The sequence below is a fragment of the Asticcacaulis solisilvae genome, from assembly GCF_052327315.1.
Taxonomy (GTDB): Bacteria; Pseudomonadota; Alphaproteobacteria; order Caulobacterales; family Caulobacteraceae; genus Asticcacaulis; species Asticcacaulis solisilvae_B.
The window spans coordinates 2,403,264-2,416,772 of the sequence record NZ_CP166196.1; the positions used below are offsets into that span (position 1 = coordinate 2,403,264).

At 62.3% G+C, this 13,509-nt stretch carries 16 protein-coding genes; 8 read left to right on the forward strand and 8 right to left on the reverse strand.

Translation table 11 applies throughout. From position 1 onward, the window contains the following. Positions 1-74 precede the first annotated feature (74 nt). Together AB8717_RS11340 and AB8717_RS11345 are read right to left on the reverse strand one after the other, a co-directional pair. Positions 75-806 carry an arginyltransferase gene (locus tag AB8717_RS11340; RefSeq protein ID WP_443747445.1) on the reverse strand — a complete coding sequence of 244 codons (732 nt, stop codon included), beginning with the start codon at positions 804-806 and terminating at the stop codon, positions 75-77. A 142-nt stretch (positions 807-948) separates the two neighbouring features. Continuing rightward, positions 949-1,848: a flagellar motor protein MotB gene (locus AB8717_RS11345; protein ID WP_443747446.1), complete on the reverse strand. Its 900-nt coding sequence runs from the start codon at positions 1,846-1,848 to the stop codon at positions 949-951. A 134-nt stretch (positions 1,849-1,982) separates the two neighbouring features. Here AB8717_RS11345 and AB8717_RS11350 point away from each other — a divergent pair, with 134 nt between their 5' ends. Both AB8717_RS11350 and AB8717_RS11355 read left to right on the forward strand, forming a co-directional pair. After that, a complete protein-coding gene (locus AB8717_RS11350) occupies positions 1,983-2,468 on the forward strand; it encodes a flavin reductase family protein (RefSeq protein ID WP_443747447.1) in 486 nt (161 codons plus the stop codon). Next, positions 2,465-3,331 (forward strand): NAD(P)-dependent oxidoreductase, encoded by an 867-nt coding sequence (locus tag AB8717_RS11355; RefSeq protein ID WP_443747448.1) that lies wholly within the window; start codon positions 2,465-2,467, stop codon positions 3,329-3,331. The genes AB8717_RS11350 and AB8717_RS11355 overlap by 4 nt, the downstream gene beginning before the upstream one ends. On the opposite strand, the gene AB8717_RS11360 is transcribed toward AB8717_RS11355, so the two are convergent. The 6 genes from AB8717_RS11360 to AB8717_RS11385 form a co-directional block, all read right to left on the reverse strand. Continuing rightward, entirely contained in the window at positions 3,328-4,869 is a 1,542-nt protein-coding gene (locus tag AB8717_RS11360) for a hypothetical protein (RefSeq protein ID WP_443747449.1), read from the reverse strand. The genes AB8717_RS11355 and AB8717_RS11360 overlap by 4 nt on opposite strands. Before the next feature lie 59 nt (positions 4,870-4,928). Next, positions 4,929-5,288 (reverse strand): hypothetical protein, encoded by a 360-nt coding sequence (locus AB8717_RS11365; protein ID WP_443747450.1) that lies wholly within the window; start codon positions 5,286-5,288, stop codon positions 4,929-4,931. A 79-nt stretch (positions 5,289-5,367) separates the two neighbouring features. Next, positions 5,368-5,898: a hypothetical protein gene (locus tag AB8717_RS11370; RefSeq protein WP_443747451.1), complete on the reverse strand. Its 531-nt coding sequence runs from the start codon at positions 5,896-5,898 to the stop codon at positions 5,368-5,370. Next, complete coding sequence (hemB, locus tag AB8717_RS11375) at positions 5,895-6,902, reverse strand: porphobilinogen synthase (protein ID WP_443747452.1); 1,008 nt, start codon at positions 6,900-6,902, stop codon at positions 5,895-5,897. The genes AB8717_RS11370 and hemB overlap by 4 nt, the downstream gene beginning before the upstream one ends. Before the next feature lie 136 nt (positions 6,903-7,038). Continuing rightward, on the reverse strand, positions 7,039-7,920 hold the full coding sequence (locus AB8717_RS11380) for a tetratricopeptide repeat protein (RefSeq protein WP_443747453.1): 882 nt from the start codon (positions 7,918-7,920) through the stop codon (positions 7,039-7,041). A 60-nt stretch (positions 7,921-7,980) separates the two neighbouring features. Then, positions 7,981-8,523: a DUF1697 domain-containing protein gene (locus tag AB8717_RS11385; protein ID WP_443747454.1), complete on the reverse strand. Its 543-nt coding sequence runs from the start codon at positions 8,521-8,523 to the stop codon at positions 7,981-7,983. A gap of 240 nt (positions 8,524-8,763) precedes the next feature. Between AB8717_RS11385 and hemA the strand changes: the two genes are divergently transcribed. The 6 genes from hemA to nrdR all read left to right on the forward strand — a co-directional run bounded on the left by hemA (position 8,764) and on the right by nrdR (position 13,508). After that, the gene (gene hemA, locus AB8717_RS11390) at positions 8,764-9,987 is read left to right on the forward strand and encodes a 5-aminolevulinate synthase (RefSeq protein ID WP_443747455.1); all 1,224 of its coding nucleotides are present in this window, start codon (positions 8,764-8,766) and stop codon (positions 9,985-9,987) included. Between the two features lie 14 nt (positions 9,988-10,001). Next, entirely contained in the window at positions 10,002-10,331 is a 330-nt protein-coding gene (locus tag AB8717_RS11395) for a VOC family protein (RefSeq protein ID WP_443747456.1), read from the forward strand. Between the two features lie 201 nt (positions 10,332-10,532). Beyond that, complete coding sequence (locus tag AB8717_RS11400; RefSeq protein WP_443747457.1) at positions 10,533-10,739, forward strand: DUF6898 family protein; 207 nt, start codon at positions 10,533-10,535, stop codon at positions 10,737-10,739. Between the two features lie 63 nt (positions 10,740-10,802). Then, positions 10,803-11,267 carry a hypothetical protein gene (locus tag AB8717_RS11405; protein ID WP_443747458.1) on the forward strand — a complete coding sequence of 155 codons (465 nt, stop codon included), beginning with the start codon at positions 10,803-10,805 and terminating at the stop codon, positions 11,265-11,267. Positions 11,268-11,353: 86 nt separating this feature from the next. Then, positions 11,354-12,658 (forward strand): serine hydroxymethyltransferase, encoded by a 1,305-nt coding sequence (gene glyA, locus AB8717_RS11410; RefSeq protein WP_443747459.1) that lies wholly within the window; start codon positions 11,354-11,356, stop codon positions 12,656-12,658. 382 nt (positions 12,659-13,040) lie between these two features. Next, positions 13,041-13,508, forward strand: coding sequence for a transcriptional regulator NrdR (gene nrdR, locus AB8717_RS11415; RefSeq protein ID WP_443747460.1), 468 nt, complete (start codon positions 13,041-13,043; stop codon positions 13,506-13,508). The last annotated feature ends 1 nt before the right edge of the window (position 13,509 follow it).

The window sequence follows — 13,509 nt, forward strand, 5'->3', positions numbered from 1 at the left end:
GTCAGACAAACTTGAAATACAACAGCTTAGCCCCGAAAATTCCCGTATGGTGGGATTTCGGGAACAGGCGACACTCAGGCGGTCGGCTTGGGATGGATATCCTGCCAGCCGAAGTCGGTCAGGCCTTCCAGCGGCTGGTAGCGCGCCTTGTAGTCCATCTTGGGACTGTCCTTCACCCAATAGCCGAGATAGACGTAGTCGTAGCCGGCACGCAGGGCCTGGTCGATATGGTCGAGAATGATGTAGCGGCCGAGGCTGCGCGGCATCAGGTCCGGATCGTAGAAGCTGTAGACCAGCGACAGGCCGTCATTCAGGGCGTCGACCAGCACGCAGGCGACCAGCTTGCCATCCTGGCGGTATTCGATCAGGTGCGTGCGTACCAGGGTGTCCTCGATCATGGCCACCAGGTCGGGCCACGTCATGTCCATCATGCCGCCGTCGGGATGGCGCGCCTTGAGGTAGCGCTGCAACAGCTCGAACTGCTCGCGGCTGGCCTCGGCGTCGACAAAGGCCTTGGTCAGGTCGCCATTGGCCTTCATGACGCGCTTGTCGGACTTGGACAGGACGTAGCGCTTGACGGGGATGCGCACCGACTGGCAGGCACGGCAATTCTGGCAGGCGGGGCGATAGGCGATGTTCTGCGAGCGGCGGAAACCGATGGCCGAAAGCTGGTCGTTGACGCTGATCGCTTCGAGCGGCGGCAGGTGCACGAAGACCTTCCGTTCCTCCTGGCCCGGCAAGTACGGGCAGGGGCCGGGGATGGTCAGGTAATAGCGTAATTTCCTGCCAGGAAAATGCTCACTCATTCAAGCCAGCTCACTCAAAATCCGGACTCGCCGCATAGCCTTAGTTTGGCGGTGCGAATGCCAGGCCGTCAAGTGTCTCAGGCCCTGTATCCGCATAAGCAGACAATAAACGCAGACGCGCGGATTTCAAAGCCCGCGTTTGTCAAACCGCTGGATTCGACGGCAGGACCGGCGCTTCGCGCAACAGCACGATGGCAATACGGCGGTTGCCGGCCAGGGACGGGTCATCCGGATAGAGCGGTTCCTTGGCGGCCTTGCCCGAAACCTGCGCGATGCGGTCCTCGTCGACGCCCGACGATTGCAATACGGCGCGCGCCGCGTCGGCGCGGTTGGACGACAGGGCCCAGTCCTTGGGGTTCTGGCCCGACTGGCCGGCGACGCCCGAGGTGTGGCCGGTGATCGAGATGCGGTTCGGCAACTGGTTGACGACCTTGGCGACAGCCCGCAGCAACAGCTTGCAGCGGTCGTTGGGCTGGGCCGAGTTCGAGTCGAACATCGAGCGGCCTTCCTGGTCGATCAGCTGAATGCGCAAGCCTTCCGGCGTCTGGTCGACCAGGATGTTCTTGGACAGCTCGGCCAGTTCCGGCATGTCCTGCAGAGCCTGGCGCAGGCTTTCCGCCGCGCTCTGGAAGGCCTGCTGTTCCTTTTTCTGGGCATCGGTCTCGTCGGTGGCGGTAGCCCCCTTCAGCGCTGCGTCGGTCGACTTGCCGTCGCGGTCCTGGGTGTCGGGGGGCTTGGGCGCCATCTGCTCGATGAAGGACATGGTGCCTTCATTCTTGTTGCCGTCCTCGCCGAGGGCATTGCCACCGAGAATCCCGCCTGAGCCCGAGGTCGACTGCGATACGTTGGCCGGCGCGAAATAGTCGGCGACACCGCGCTTCTGTTCGGGGGAGGTGGTGTTGATCAGCCACATCAGCAGGAAGAAGGCCATCATGGCCGTCACGAAGTCGGCATAGGCGACCTTCCAGGCGCCACCGTGGTGACCGCCGCCGCCGCCCTTCTTGATCTTCTTGATGATGACGGGGGCGTCGCGGCCTGCCATGCTTCTGCAACCTGAAACGAGGAAATCTCCCCGTTTTCGCCCATTAACATTAACAGGGCATTGAAACCCCGCGCGGCTTCGGTTTTTTTGTGCAGGCCATTGCAATTCCGGGCAAAACCGACGAAATCGGGGACATGGATTCAAAAGCGCTGAGACACACCCTGGGCAGTTTCGCCACCGGCGTCTGCGTCATCACCGTGCCCGATCCCGACCATGTCAACGGCCACGTGCTGGGCATGACCGCCAACTCCTTCAGCTCGATCTCGCTCGATCCGCCGCTGGTGCAGTGGTGCGTCGACAACCGCGCCCATCGCTACGCCGTCTATGCCGAAGCGAAGACCTTCGGCATCAACATCCTGAGCGGCCGCCAGCGCGAGCTGTCGAAGCGCTTTGCCCGCTACAACGCCCATATCACGCCCGAAGAAGGTCTGCTGACCGCCGGCAATACGTTGCGCCTGGCGGATGTGGCGGGCTTCCTGGCGTGCGAAACCTATGAGACGCGCACGCTCGGCGACCATCTTGCCATCGTCGGCCGCGTCACCCACTTCGAAAACGTCACGGACAAGACGGGCCTGACCTTCTTCCGCGGCCGCTACGGCCACATCGGGAAAAAGACATGAAACTCGCATTCGCAGGGCTGGGCGTCATGGGCGGCCCGATGGCCGGACACCTTATCCGCGCCGGCCACGTCGTCACCGGTTTCAACCGCACGCATGCCAAGGCCGTCGAATGGGCCGCTGGCAACAACGGGACGGCCGCTGCGTCGATCACCGAGGCGGTGGCGGACGTCGACGCGCTGCTGCTGTGCGTCGGGCGCGACGCCGACGTGCACGACGCCGTCATGGCCGCGCTGCCGAATCTTAAGCCCGGCGCGCTGATCATCGACCACACGACGATTTCAGCGAAACTGACGCGTGAACTGGCAGCCATAACCCACGACAAGGGCTTCGATTTTTACGATGCCCCGGTATCGGGCGGGCAGGCGGGGGCCGTCAACGGCCAGCTGGCCATCATGGTCGGCGGCGAACAGGACCGGTTCGCCGAGGTCGCCGAAATCGTCAAGCCCTACACAAAATCAATCACCCATATCGGCCCGGCCGGCGCAGGCCAGACCGCCAAGATGGCCAACCAGATCGCCATCGCCGGCGTCGTCCAGGGTGTCGCCGAGGCGCTGCATTTCACCAAATGCGCCGGTCTCGATCCGGCCCTGGTCCTGGCCGCCATTTCCGGGGGCGCTGCCGGTTCGTGGCAGATGAACAACCGCTGGCCGACCATGGACGAAGGCAAGTACGATTTCGGGTTCGCCGTCGACTGGATGCGCAAGGACCTGGGCATCGCGCTCGACGAAGCCCGCGACAACGGCGCGCACCTGGCCCTGACCGCCCTGGTCGACCAGTTCTATTCCGAGGTCCAGGCCATGGGCGGGAGCCGCTGGGACACGTCCAGCCTGCACGCCCGCCTCGAGGCCCGCCGCAAGACTTAGTCGCTGGTGAACACCGGATAGCTGCGGATAAAGCCGTACTTTTCGATCGCCGCCCTGACGTCCGGGCGCTTCAGCATGGCCGCGTAACGATCGGACATCGTCTTTTCCCAGTCCGTCATATGCTCGGGGACAAGATAGGTCTGGGCGTCCACCAGCGCCTGGTTGCGCTGGTCCGGATCGTCAAGCCGGACGATCATGTGGCTGGCCAGCCCGTCGAGATCGCCGGCGCACTGCATGGCGCTTTCCAGGGGCCCCTGGCCGTCGTCGGCGTGGGCCTTCAGATAGTCCATGTCGTCCTTGAGATGCGCCGCATCGCCGACCTGGGCGTAGGCGCACGCCCGGACGCCTATTCCCGCCATGACGCCGTACGGGCTGGCATGCGTGGGATCGAAGTCCTTGATGGTCTCCAGCGCCTCCTTGCCCCGCCCGGCGTTGTTCAGCGCTTCGGTCATGTTGATCTTCTGGCTGACATCGTCCCTGCCGGCCGCTTCGGCCGTTTTCTGAGCCGTTTTCAGAACGGCCAGCGAGTCATCGAAGCGTCCCATCTTCGCCAGCACGCGGGCGCGGGTGTCGTAGAGCCAGTTGAGATGCTCATCGAGATCGTCGAACGCCGGCTTGTCCTTCGGCGCCGCGTCGACCTTCGCCAGGGCGGCGTCGAGCAACTGCAAGGCTTCGGGCAGCCGGTTCATCGACATCAGCTCAAAGGCCAGCATCTGCACGCCCTCCGCCTTCTCCGGATGGGCATCGGCCAGGGCCTTCAGACGCGCGATCTCCTTTTGCTGGGCCGCGACGTAGACGGCGTCTCCCGACGCGACAAAGCGGCTGTAGCGTTTATCGACCTGCGCACTCTCGATCATGGCCGGATCGGTCAGAAGCGCCGCCATCTTCCTGGCCTGCGCCTCATCGCCCTTTTCGACATAGATTTCCATCAGGTCGAATTGCAGCCATTCCCCCTTCCAGAAGATGTTGGACGGCTTGTAATGAGCGTCGCGCAGGGTTTCCAGCAGGGCCTGCAGGCGCGCACGGCCGTCCTTGAGGTCACGGACCTTTTTTACGACCTGGCGGACATAGGAGTCGTCGATATCCTTGAGCGTGCCGGGATAGTCCGTCACGACGCGAACGAAGGCGTCCGCCAGCGCTTCCGGTTTGTCAGCCTTCATCGTCACGTCGCACAGGGTGAGCCAATAATCCTCGTCCCGCTCGTCCGGCGCCACCGTGCCGGCGTCGATCATGTGCTGATAGGCCTTGTCCGCGTCGCCGCTGTGCATTTCGGCGACGGCGGTCATAAGGTACACGTGGTATTTGAGGCCTTCCGGCAGGCGGTCGAAGACAGGATGGTCAATCGCCGCCTCGAAGCTTTCCTTCGCGCCCTGCCACTTGCCGGCCTTCATCTGGTCGAAGCCTTGCGTCAGGATGGCCTGGAAGCCGGCGGCCTCGCTGCCGGTGATTTCCGGCTTGCCGCCGGCCTGGACGGATGCCGCCATCGGCGCGGCCGACAGGAAAACAGCCGCGACCGCGGCCATGGTGATAAACTTCATGAATGCCCTCCCTCGAATATCCCGAGGATATTGGAGGGAGGTAATATTGTCACGCCGATTTACGAGGCGGAGCGCGGCCAGGCCACGACACGGTCATTGCCGGCGTGCGCGCCGGCCAGTTGCGCCAGGCGGTCGCGTTCGGCATCGACGCGCCATTCGCCGACCGTATGGCACTCGACGTGCTTGGCCTCGACCGGAATATGGAACTGGGCGTGGATCGCGGCCGAAAAGTCGCCGAGATAGGCGTTCGGATCGCTGTTTCCGCCAGCGCTGGCGAAGACCTTCGAGCTGTACTGGACCTCGTGGTTGAAGTCGTAATAGGTGCAGGCGAAATGCTGGGACGCCGGTTGCGCCATGGCGGGCCCGACAGTCAAAAGCCCGGCCGCCATAAGGCCAAGGGCAGATTTCAACACGATCATATCATCCTCCAGTGCCAGACACGGAAAAGCATCCCGTTATCCGTGGAAGACCCGCAAAATATCAATGCGGCTGGGACGGTCAGTTCGTAACCGGAGCGCGCTCCACATAGCGCTGCAGCACGCGGCTGTAATTGTCGTCGAACTCGACCATGGTGATCTCTTCGAACGCACACTCGACAACGTCCTCGATCCAGTTGCCGCCGGGATCGACGACTTTCAGATCGACACTGTCGCTATTGACCGCGTAGACCTGTCCGACCTCAGCCTCGTCGCCGAAGGACAGCACGGCGAACCGGCCCTTCGGCGTCAGCGAGCGGAACAGTTCGGCCCAACTGTTGAGACGCACCCAGCCATAGCTCTTCGTGCGCTTGACGCTGTTGAACTGAAGAATCTTCATCTGGTCGTCGGCAAGATCCGGGACTTCACAGCTTTCGACAGCGGCGATCGGCACGACCAGCGCGCCGGCATTGTGCCAGTCGTGGACGGCCTGCAGCAGGACCAGTTCCGGCCCCACGGCAATGACAAACCCCTGGCGGCTTTCGTCACCGAAGTGGAGTTGAATCACCGTTTCCTGCGTCAGGGCGGCCTTCAATTGCTCGGTAATGTTCATCGTCCGCCTTCCAGCAGGGTTTCGGCCACATGGCGCGCGAAATAGGTAAGGATGCCGGTGGCGCCGGCGCGCTTGAAGGCCAGCAGCGTCTCCATGACGGCGCGGTCGTGATCGACCCAGCCGCGTTCGGCCGCCGCCTTGATCATCGCGTATTCGCCGCTGATCTGGTAGACGAAGGTCGGCACCTGGAAAGTCTCGGACACGCGCTGCACGATGTCGAGATAGGGCAGGCCGGGCTTGACCATGACCATGTCGGCGCCTTCCTGGATGTCCATGGCGACTTCGCGCAGGGCCTCGTCGCTGTTCGACGAATCCATCTGGTAGGTCTTCTTGTCGCCCTTCAAAGCCTTGACGCCGATGGCGTCGCGATAGGGGCCGTAAAAGGCGGACGCGTACTTGGCGGCGTACGACATGATCAGGGTGTCGTGGTGGCCGTTGGCCTCCAGCGCCTGGCGGATGCGCAGGATTCGGCCGTCCATCATGTCCGACGGCGCGACGATATCGGCGCCGGCCTCGACCTGGACTCGCGCCTGTTCGACCAGCATCTCGACGGTCGCGTCGTTGACGATTCGGCCTTCGCGCAGCAGGCCGTCGTGCCCGTGGTCGGTATAGGGGTCGAGGGCCACGTCAACCAGCAGGCCGATGTCGGGCGCCTCGGCCTTGATGGCGCGGCAGACCGTGGGGATCAGGCCATTGGGGTCAATGGCGGCAGTGGCATCGGCGTTACGAATGTCTTCGCGGAGGTGAGGAAACAGCGCCAGAACCTTGATTCCAAGATTCTTTGCCAGCTTGGCTTCCTTGACGGCCTCAGCAACGCTCAGGCGATCGACGCCAACCAGCGAACCGATCGGTTCGCGCGCCACGTCGCGGTCGTGGATAAAGATCGGCCAGATCAGGTCGGAGACGTGCAGACGGTTTTCGGCGACCAGTTCACGCACCCAGGGCGACTGGCGCAAGCGGCGCGGACGGGCAAGGGGAAAAGGCGCGGGCAGGGGCGAGGACATCGGCAGTCACCATGGTCAAACATTCGACAAAGGGCTGTGCGCGAACTCTCGTCAAATTGCAAGACTCAGGGCAGGGGCGGTCACGCCGACGGTTCGACGCCTTTGACGCGCGTGGACGCCCCGTCCGCCGCTAAATCTACCTCGGGCATCCCGTGGTCAGCGGCGTTGCCGGAGGCGGAAGCACGTCTGCTTTGGGGAACTTCGTGTCAGCGACCCGTTTCTTCACCTCGGCAAGCTGGGCGGGCGTCAACTTGGCCGCCATCCGGTTGCGAACGGCAGCCGGGGCCTTGACCAGACTGTACCAGTAGTAGGCCTCGGTGAAACCCTGCTGCTTTTCGTAATATTCGGCGACCTTGAACTGGGCGTTGGTAAGGCCGCCGTTCGCTGCCTTCAGGTACCAGTAGATCGCCTTCTCTTCGTTTGGAGGAACATCTTTTCCGTCACTGTAGATATTGCCCAAGTCGTAGGCCAGAAAGATAGAGACGGGCCGCGGATGCGCCGCCGCTTTTTCAAGCCAGTAGATCGCCTTGACGTGGTCCCGTGGGACGCCCTCTCCATTCCAATATTTCTGGGACAGGATTACCTGCGACGCGGCGTCGTCCAACTCGGCTGCTTTCTGGTACCATGCCACAGCCTTGTCGGGATCGTGCCGGGGACTGTTGTAAGAGTCGTAAACCTCGCCGAGGCTGCGATAGGCGTCTATGGAACCCTGGTCCGCAGCTCGGGTCAGCCACTCCACGGCTCTGGCATCATCTCGGCAAACGCCGGAACTGCCCTGGTGGTACATGTTGCCAAGATGTACTTGGGCATCCGGCACGCCTTGTTCCGCCAGTTGCACCCATAGGGGAATCGACTGGTCGAAACGAAGGGCGTCTTCGGCAGCCTGGGCGGCCGCGATCCGCGCCGTAATATCCGGGGCCGGTGCCACGGCGGGTGCAGACTCCTGAGCGCGCGCCGGAACACCGGCCAACATCCCCCACGCAAGAGCGCCCGAAATCACTACCAAGTTGATACGCATGGATTTCCCCCTCCAGAATGACGATCAACCTATCTCATGGCCGGTGCGGCGATGCAATCGCTAGCCTTCCTTCGCCATATCCCTCAGCGTCTCGACCGTGTTGAGATTGCGCGCCGTCATATCGGCCTTGAGGTATTTTCCCATCTTCTCGACCAGCTTGGAGCGCCCGACGCCTTCGGGGGCATAAAGGAAAAACGCTTCGTCGGTCAGGGTGAAATCCTCGCCATTGTCCTTCAGCGCCGCCAGTCCGTCGAGGTCGGCCAGTTTCACAGGTCCCTTGATGAAAAAGATGTGCTGGCCTTTGCCCTGCGCCTCCCGGTCGCGGTAGGGATTCGTTGCCAGCAGCTTTTCAAGGTGGTCGTATGTCACCAGGAACAGCGATGGCCGGAAGCCGAACTTTCCTTCGACCGCATCGCCGATTTTTTTGTCGAGCGCCTCAATCCCAAGCGCCGAGCGGAACAGGATATTGCCGCTGGCGATATAGGTGCGGACGTCCTCCAAACCTTCGGCTGTGAGGAGCGCGGCCAGTTCCTTCATCGGCAGCTTGTTGTTACCACCGACATTGATGCCGCGGAACAGGCCGACCCACAGAGGCTTTGACATGAATTCCCTTTCGAATTTGATCTGGCGCAAAGCCTTCTGGTTCGGTCCAAAGCAGTATCACGACGCTCGCATTTCGGGGTGCGTCAAATGGCGCGGACCGAATATGCAAAAGACACTGGAAATTAAGCCTCAGATAGCACAAATTGGGCAGGTGCGGGGCCGCATCCGGGTTGTGTCGTACGCGATACCGGAGTATTTGCCCACCATGCCGAAAGATCGGCCGGAGTTATAAGAGCTACCATGGACTACAACGCCGCGTTCGAGGCCGCCATCTCCCAAGTCCGCGAAGAGGGCCGGTATCGGGTCTTCGCCAATCTCAAGCGCCATCGCGGCCAGTTCCCGTGCGCCACCTGGATCAAGGACGACGGCTCGGAACAGGACGTCACCGTCTGGTGCTCGAACGACTATCTCGGCCAGGGCCAGAATCCGGTTGTGCTCGACGCCATGCACGAAGCCATCGACGCTGTCGGTTCCGGCTCGGGCGGCACGCGCAATATCTCGGGCACGACCTGGTACCACAATGCACTTGAGGCCGAACTGGCCGACCTGCACGGCAAGGAAGCGGCGCTGGTCTTCACCTCGGGCTACGTCGCCAACGAAGCGACCCTGACCACGCTCTACAAGATCCTGCCCGGCCTGATCATCTTTTCGGACGAGCTGAACCACGCCTCAATGATCGCCGGCATCCGCAACGGCCGCGGCGATCGCCACGTCTATCGTCACAACGACCTCGACCACCTCGAATCGCTGCTGCGCGCAGCGCCGGCCAATGCGCCGAAGCTGATCGCGTTTGAGTCGGTCTATTCGATGGACGGCGACATCGCCGATATCCGCGCCACGGTCGCCCTGGCGAAGAAATACAATGCCCTGACCTATATCGACGAAGTCCACGCCGTCGGCATGTACGGCGCGCGCGGCGCCGGTGTCGCCGAACGCGACGGCATCATGGGTGACATCGACATCGTCGAAGGCACGCTGGGCAAGGCGTTCGGCATGATGGGCGGCTATATCGCCGGCAATGCCAACATCATCGACGCCGTGCGCCTGTGGGCGTCGGGCTTCATTTTCACGACCTCGCTGCCGCCGGCGGTGATGGCCGGCGCTGCGGCGTCCGTCCGCTGGTTGAAGGACCACAATGAAAAGCGCGACAAGCACCAGGAACGCGCCAAGACCCTGATGGCCCGTTTCAAGGCGGTAGGCATTCCCGTCCTGCCGTCGGTGTCGCACATCGTGCCCGTGCTGGTCGGCAATGCGAAACACTGCAAGATGATCTCGGACATCCTGCTCAACGACTACGGCGTCTACGTCCAGCCGATCAACTATCCGACCGTGCCCAAGGGCACCGAGCGCCTGCGCTTCACGCCGTCGCCCGACCACACGGACGAGATGATGGACCACCTGGTCGAGGCCATGGACAAGCTGTGGACGCACTGTAACGTCGCGCGCCTGCCGGGCGTGGCGTAAGGACGGCGCGCCATATGGACCTGGCGCGCATCATCTATTTCACCGATGCCGTCGACGAGATGGTCGCGTTCTACCGCGACGTGATGGGCTGTGTGCTGATCACTGACGAGCCCGGCTGGAAGGAATTGCAAGCCGGACAGGGCATCATCGCCATCCACGGCGGGCAAAAAGGCACGCCCAATGCGTATTCGCCCAAGATCGCCTTTAAATGTGACGACGTCCGCGCCATGCGCGCCGATCTGATCGCCAAAGGCATTGCGATGGGGCCGCTTTGGGAAGGCGAGATTTCCTTCTGCGACGGCGTCGATCCCGGCGGCTACGCCTTTTCGATTTCAAACCGGTAGAGCAGACGTCTCCCCCCTTCCGTCCGCTTCGCGGCCACCTTCCCCGTAAACGGGGAAGGAAGTAAGCAACATAATTCATTCCTTTTTCCTTCCCTGCGAAGCGGGGAAAGTGGCTGGATCGGCGTCAAGCCGAGGCAGACGGAAGGGGCGAGGCCTCACGCTCCGCATTGCATTTCGAAGCGAATTTGGCAAAATCCGGCCATGTCCGAAATCTTTCTCGAACTCCAGCGCAACGGCAACTTCCTGAAATGCACCGCTGTCGACGCCGACACAGGCGAAGAAGCCGTCGCCATCGGGCCGTATAACGACCCCGCCAGCGTCAAGCGCCTGGCCGTGCAAAAGCTGCGCCTGAAACTCGAAGGCAAAAAGCCCGGCGATCCGCCGAGGAAACCGGGTATCTCCGTTTAGGCGATACGCTCTTCTGTCCGTCGCGGTTCTTGGTTATGCTCGCCCAAAAGCCGGGCAGGGGACATGTCGGAAAACTTCCATATCGCCGAGTACAATTCGCTGAAGGCCGAGATCTTGCTTAAGATGAAGCAGATCGACGATTCGTTCCGCTTCATGCTGATCGCGGTGGCGGCATCGATGTCGTGGACGCTGAGCAACTACCGGAACTTTTCGGATGGCGTCTATGTGCTGCTGTTCTTCATCCCGCTCTTCATCTCGATCTCCTTCACCATCTATGTGGTGCGGCTGAACAAGTCGATGCTGTGGCGCACCGACTATATCCGCGAGGTCGAGCGCCGTTATGCCGACGAGGGCGCCGGCTGGGAAAACAGCCCGTTGCACAAGGCGATGGTGAAGAAGCGGACCAGCTTCGCGACGGCGCTGAGCCTGATCATCGCGGTCGACCTGATCACCGCGGCCTTCGCGGCCTACATGACGTTTGAAAACACCAGCGCGTTCCAGGCAGTACAGGGCCTCGTTCATATTTGACCGGGCTTAACCTTGCGCAAAAAGGGGAAGGGGCGTAAAGCCTGCGGCATTCTTCGTCCCCTCCCACTGTACAAGGACCGCCAGACGTGAACGCACCCGCGAACGCTTCTTCCTTCCGTCCCGAAGGCTTCTTCAACAACGATCTCGCCACCGCCGACACCGAGGTGCTGAAGGCCATCACCGGCGAACTGCACCGCCAGCAGGAGCAGATCGAGCTGATCGCTTCGGAAAACATCGTGTCGAAGGCCGTGCTGGAAGCGCAAGGCTCGGTCCTGACCAACAAGTACGCCGAAGGTTACCCCGGCCGCCGCTACTATGGCGGTTGCGAATATGTCGACGAGGCCGAGAAGCTGGCCATCGAGCGCGCCAAGCAACTGTTCAACTGCGCCTTCGCCAACGTCCAGCCGCACTCGGGCGCCCAGGCCAACCAGGCGGTCTTCTTCTCGTTGCTGCAACCCGGCGACACCTATATGGGCATGGACCTCGCCTGCGGCGGTCACCTGACGCACGGCTCGCCCGCCAACCAGTCGGGCAAGTGGTTCAAGGTCGTGCCGTACGGTGTCACCGAAGGCGACAACCTGATCGACTACGACCAGGTCGCCAAGCTGGCCGAGCAGAACAAGCCCAAGCTGATCATCGCCGGCGCCTCCAACTATCCGCGCCACATCGATTTCAAGCGCTTCCGTGAAATCGCCGACAGCGTCGGCGCCTACCTGTTCGTCGACATGGCCCACTATGCCGGCCTGGTCGCGGCGGGCGTCTATCCCGACCCGCTGCCGCACGCTCACGTCGTCACCACGACGACGCACAAGACGCTGCGCGGCCCGCGCGGCGGCATGATCCTGTCGAACGACGTCGATCTGGGCAAGAAGATCAACTCGGCCGTCTTCCCGGGCCTGCAGGGCGGACCGCTGATGCACGTCATCGCCGCCAAGGCCGTCGCCTTCGGTGAAGCGCTGCAACCGTCGTTCAAGGCCTATGGCAAGCAGGTCGTCCTGAACGCGCAAGCGCTGGCCGATACGCTGATCGAACGCGGCCTGGCCATCGTCACCGGCGGCACCGACAGCCACGTCATGTCGGTCGACCTGCGCTCCAAGGGCCAGACCGGCAAGGCGACCGAGGCTGCCCTGGAAGCCGCCTTCATCACCTGCAACAAGAACGGCATCCCGTTCGACCCGCAGCCCTTCACCATCACGTCGGGCGTGCGTCTCGGCACGCCGGCCGGCACGACGCGCGGCTTCACCGAGGCTGAATTCCGCATCATCGGCAACCTGATCGCGGATGTGGTCGACGGCATGGCTTCGAACAGCGGCGAGCCGGATCTTGAAGTTCAGGAAAAGGTCCGCCAACAAGTGCGCGAACTGACCGCGCGCTTCCCGATTTATGGGTAAAATCGAAGGCTCGCCCTCCCCATTTATGGGGAGGGGGGACCACGCGAAGCGTGGTGGGCGGGGCTCTTTCTTGGCGCCCGTCTCCAACCTTTCCAAATAAGGCAATAAAAACAGCCGATTGAGATCGGCACTGTAAGTTAGCGCTCGTCGCTTCTGCAGCAAGAGCCCCGCCCACCGCCTTCGGCGGTCCCCCCTCCCCATAAATGGGGAGGGCGAAAGCTTCATCTTCTCCTTGGCCATCACAATCTCTTGCAAACCTTCGTTCTCCTCCCGGAGAGCGGGGGTTTTGCTTGTCCTTGCGCCAAACTGTTGCTAGGTATGCCGCCCCGGATATGGTGTCTCGCAAGCCTTCGACCACAAGATGTCCGGGCCAAGGACAAAGATGCGCTGCCCGTTCTGCGGAAACCTCGAAACCCAGGTCAAAGACTCCCGTCCCAGCGAAGATGGCGCCGCCATCCGGCGCCGGCGGTCGTGCCAGGAATGCAACGGCCGTTTCACGACGTTCGAGCGCGTGCAACTGCGTGAACTGATGATCGTCAAGCGCTCGGGCCGCCGTACGCCGTTCGATCGTACGAAGCTCGAACGCTCGATCGCCATTGCCACGCGCAAGCGCCCCGTCGACCAGGAACAGGTCGACCGCATGGTCTCCGGCATCGTGCGCGAACTGGAAAGCATGGGCGAGACCGACATCCAGTCAGAGGTCGTCGGCGAACTGGTCATGAAGGCCTTGCGCAGCCTCGATGTCGTGGCCTATGTGCGCTACGCCTCGGTCTATCGCGACTTCCGCGAAACCTCCGACTTCGCCAAGTTCCTCGGCGACGAAGGCCTGAGCGACAACGAAGACACCTGAA

What these genes read in the sequence shown, in the direction of transcription:
- AB8717_RS11340 (WP_443747445.1), bottom strand. Translation starts at nt 806, where the DNA reads ATGAGTGAGCATTTTCCTGGCAGGAAATTACGCTATTACCTGACCATC.
- AB8717_RS11345 (WP_443747446.1), bottom strand. Translation starts at nt 1,848, where the DNA reads ATGGCAGGCCGCGACGCCCCCGTCATCATCAAGAAGATCAAGAAGGGC.
- AB8717_RS11350 (WP_443747447.1), top strand. Translation starts at nt 1,983, where the DNA reads ATGGATTCAAAAGCGCTGAGACACACCCTGGGCAGTTTCGCCACCGGC.
- AB8717_RS11355 (WP_443747448.1), top strand. Translation starts at nt 2,465, where the DNA reads ATGAAACTCGCATTCGCAGGGCTGGGCGTCATGGGCGGCCCGATGGCC.
- AB8717_RS11360 (WP_443747449.1), bottom strand. Translation starts at nt 4,869, where the DNA reads ATGAAGTTTATCACCATGGCCGCGGTCGCGGCTGTTTTCCTGTCGGCC.
- AB8717_RS11365 (WP_443747450.1), bottom strand. Translation starts at nt 5,288, where the DNA reads ATGATCGTGTTGAAATCTGCCCTTGGCCTTATGGCGGCCGGGCTTTTG.
- AB8717_RS11370 (WP_443747451.1), bottom strand. Translation starts at nt 5,898, where the DNA reads ATGAACATTACCGAGCAATTGAAGGCCGCCCTGACGCAGGAAACGGTG.
- hemB (WP_443747452.1), bottom strand. Translation starts at nt 6,902, where the DNA reads ATGTCCTCGCCCCTGCCCGCGCCTTTTCCCCTTGCCCGTCCGCGCCGC.
- AB8717_RS11380 (WP_443747453.1), bottom strand. Translation starts at nt 7,920, where the DNA reads ATGCGTATCAACTTGGTAGTGATTTCGGGCGCTCTTGCGTGGGGGATG.
- AB8717_RS11385 (WP_443747454.1), bottom strand. Translation starts at nt 8,523, where the DNA reads ATGTCAAAGCCTCTGTGGGTCGGCCTGTTCCGCGGCATCAATGTCGGT.
- hemA (WP_443747455.1), top strand. Translation starts at nt 8,764, where the DNA reads ATGGACTACAACGCCGCGTTCGAGGCCGCCATCTCCCAAGTCCGCGAA.
- AB8717_RS11395 (WP_443747456.1), top strand. Translation starts at nt 10,002, where the DNA reads ATGGACCTGGCGCGCATCATCTATTTCACCGATGCCGTCGACGAGATG.
- AB8717_RS11400 (WP_443747457.1), top strand. Translation starts at nt 10,533, where the DNA reads ATGTCCGAAATCTTTCTCGAACTCCAGCGCAACGGCAACTTCCTGAAA.
- AB8717_RS11405 (WP_443747458.1), top strand. Translation starts at nt 10,803, where the DNA reads ATGTCGGAAAACTTCCATATCGCCGAGTACAATTCGCTGAAGGCCGAG.
- nrdR (WP_443747460.1), top strand. Translation starts at nt 13,041, where the DNA reads ATGCGCTGCCCGTTCTGCGGAAACCTCGAAACCCAGGTCAAAGACTCC.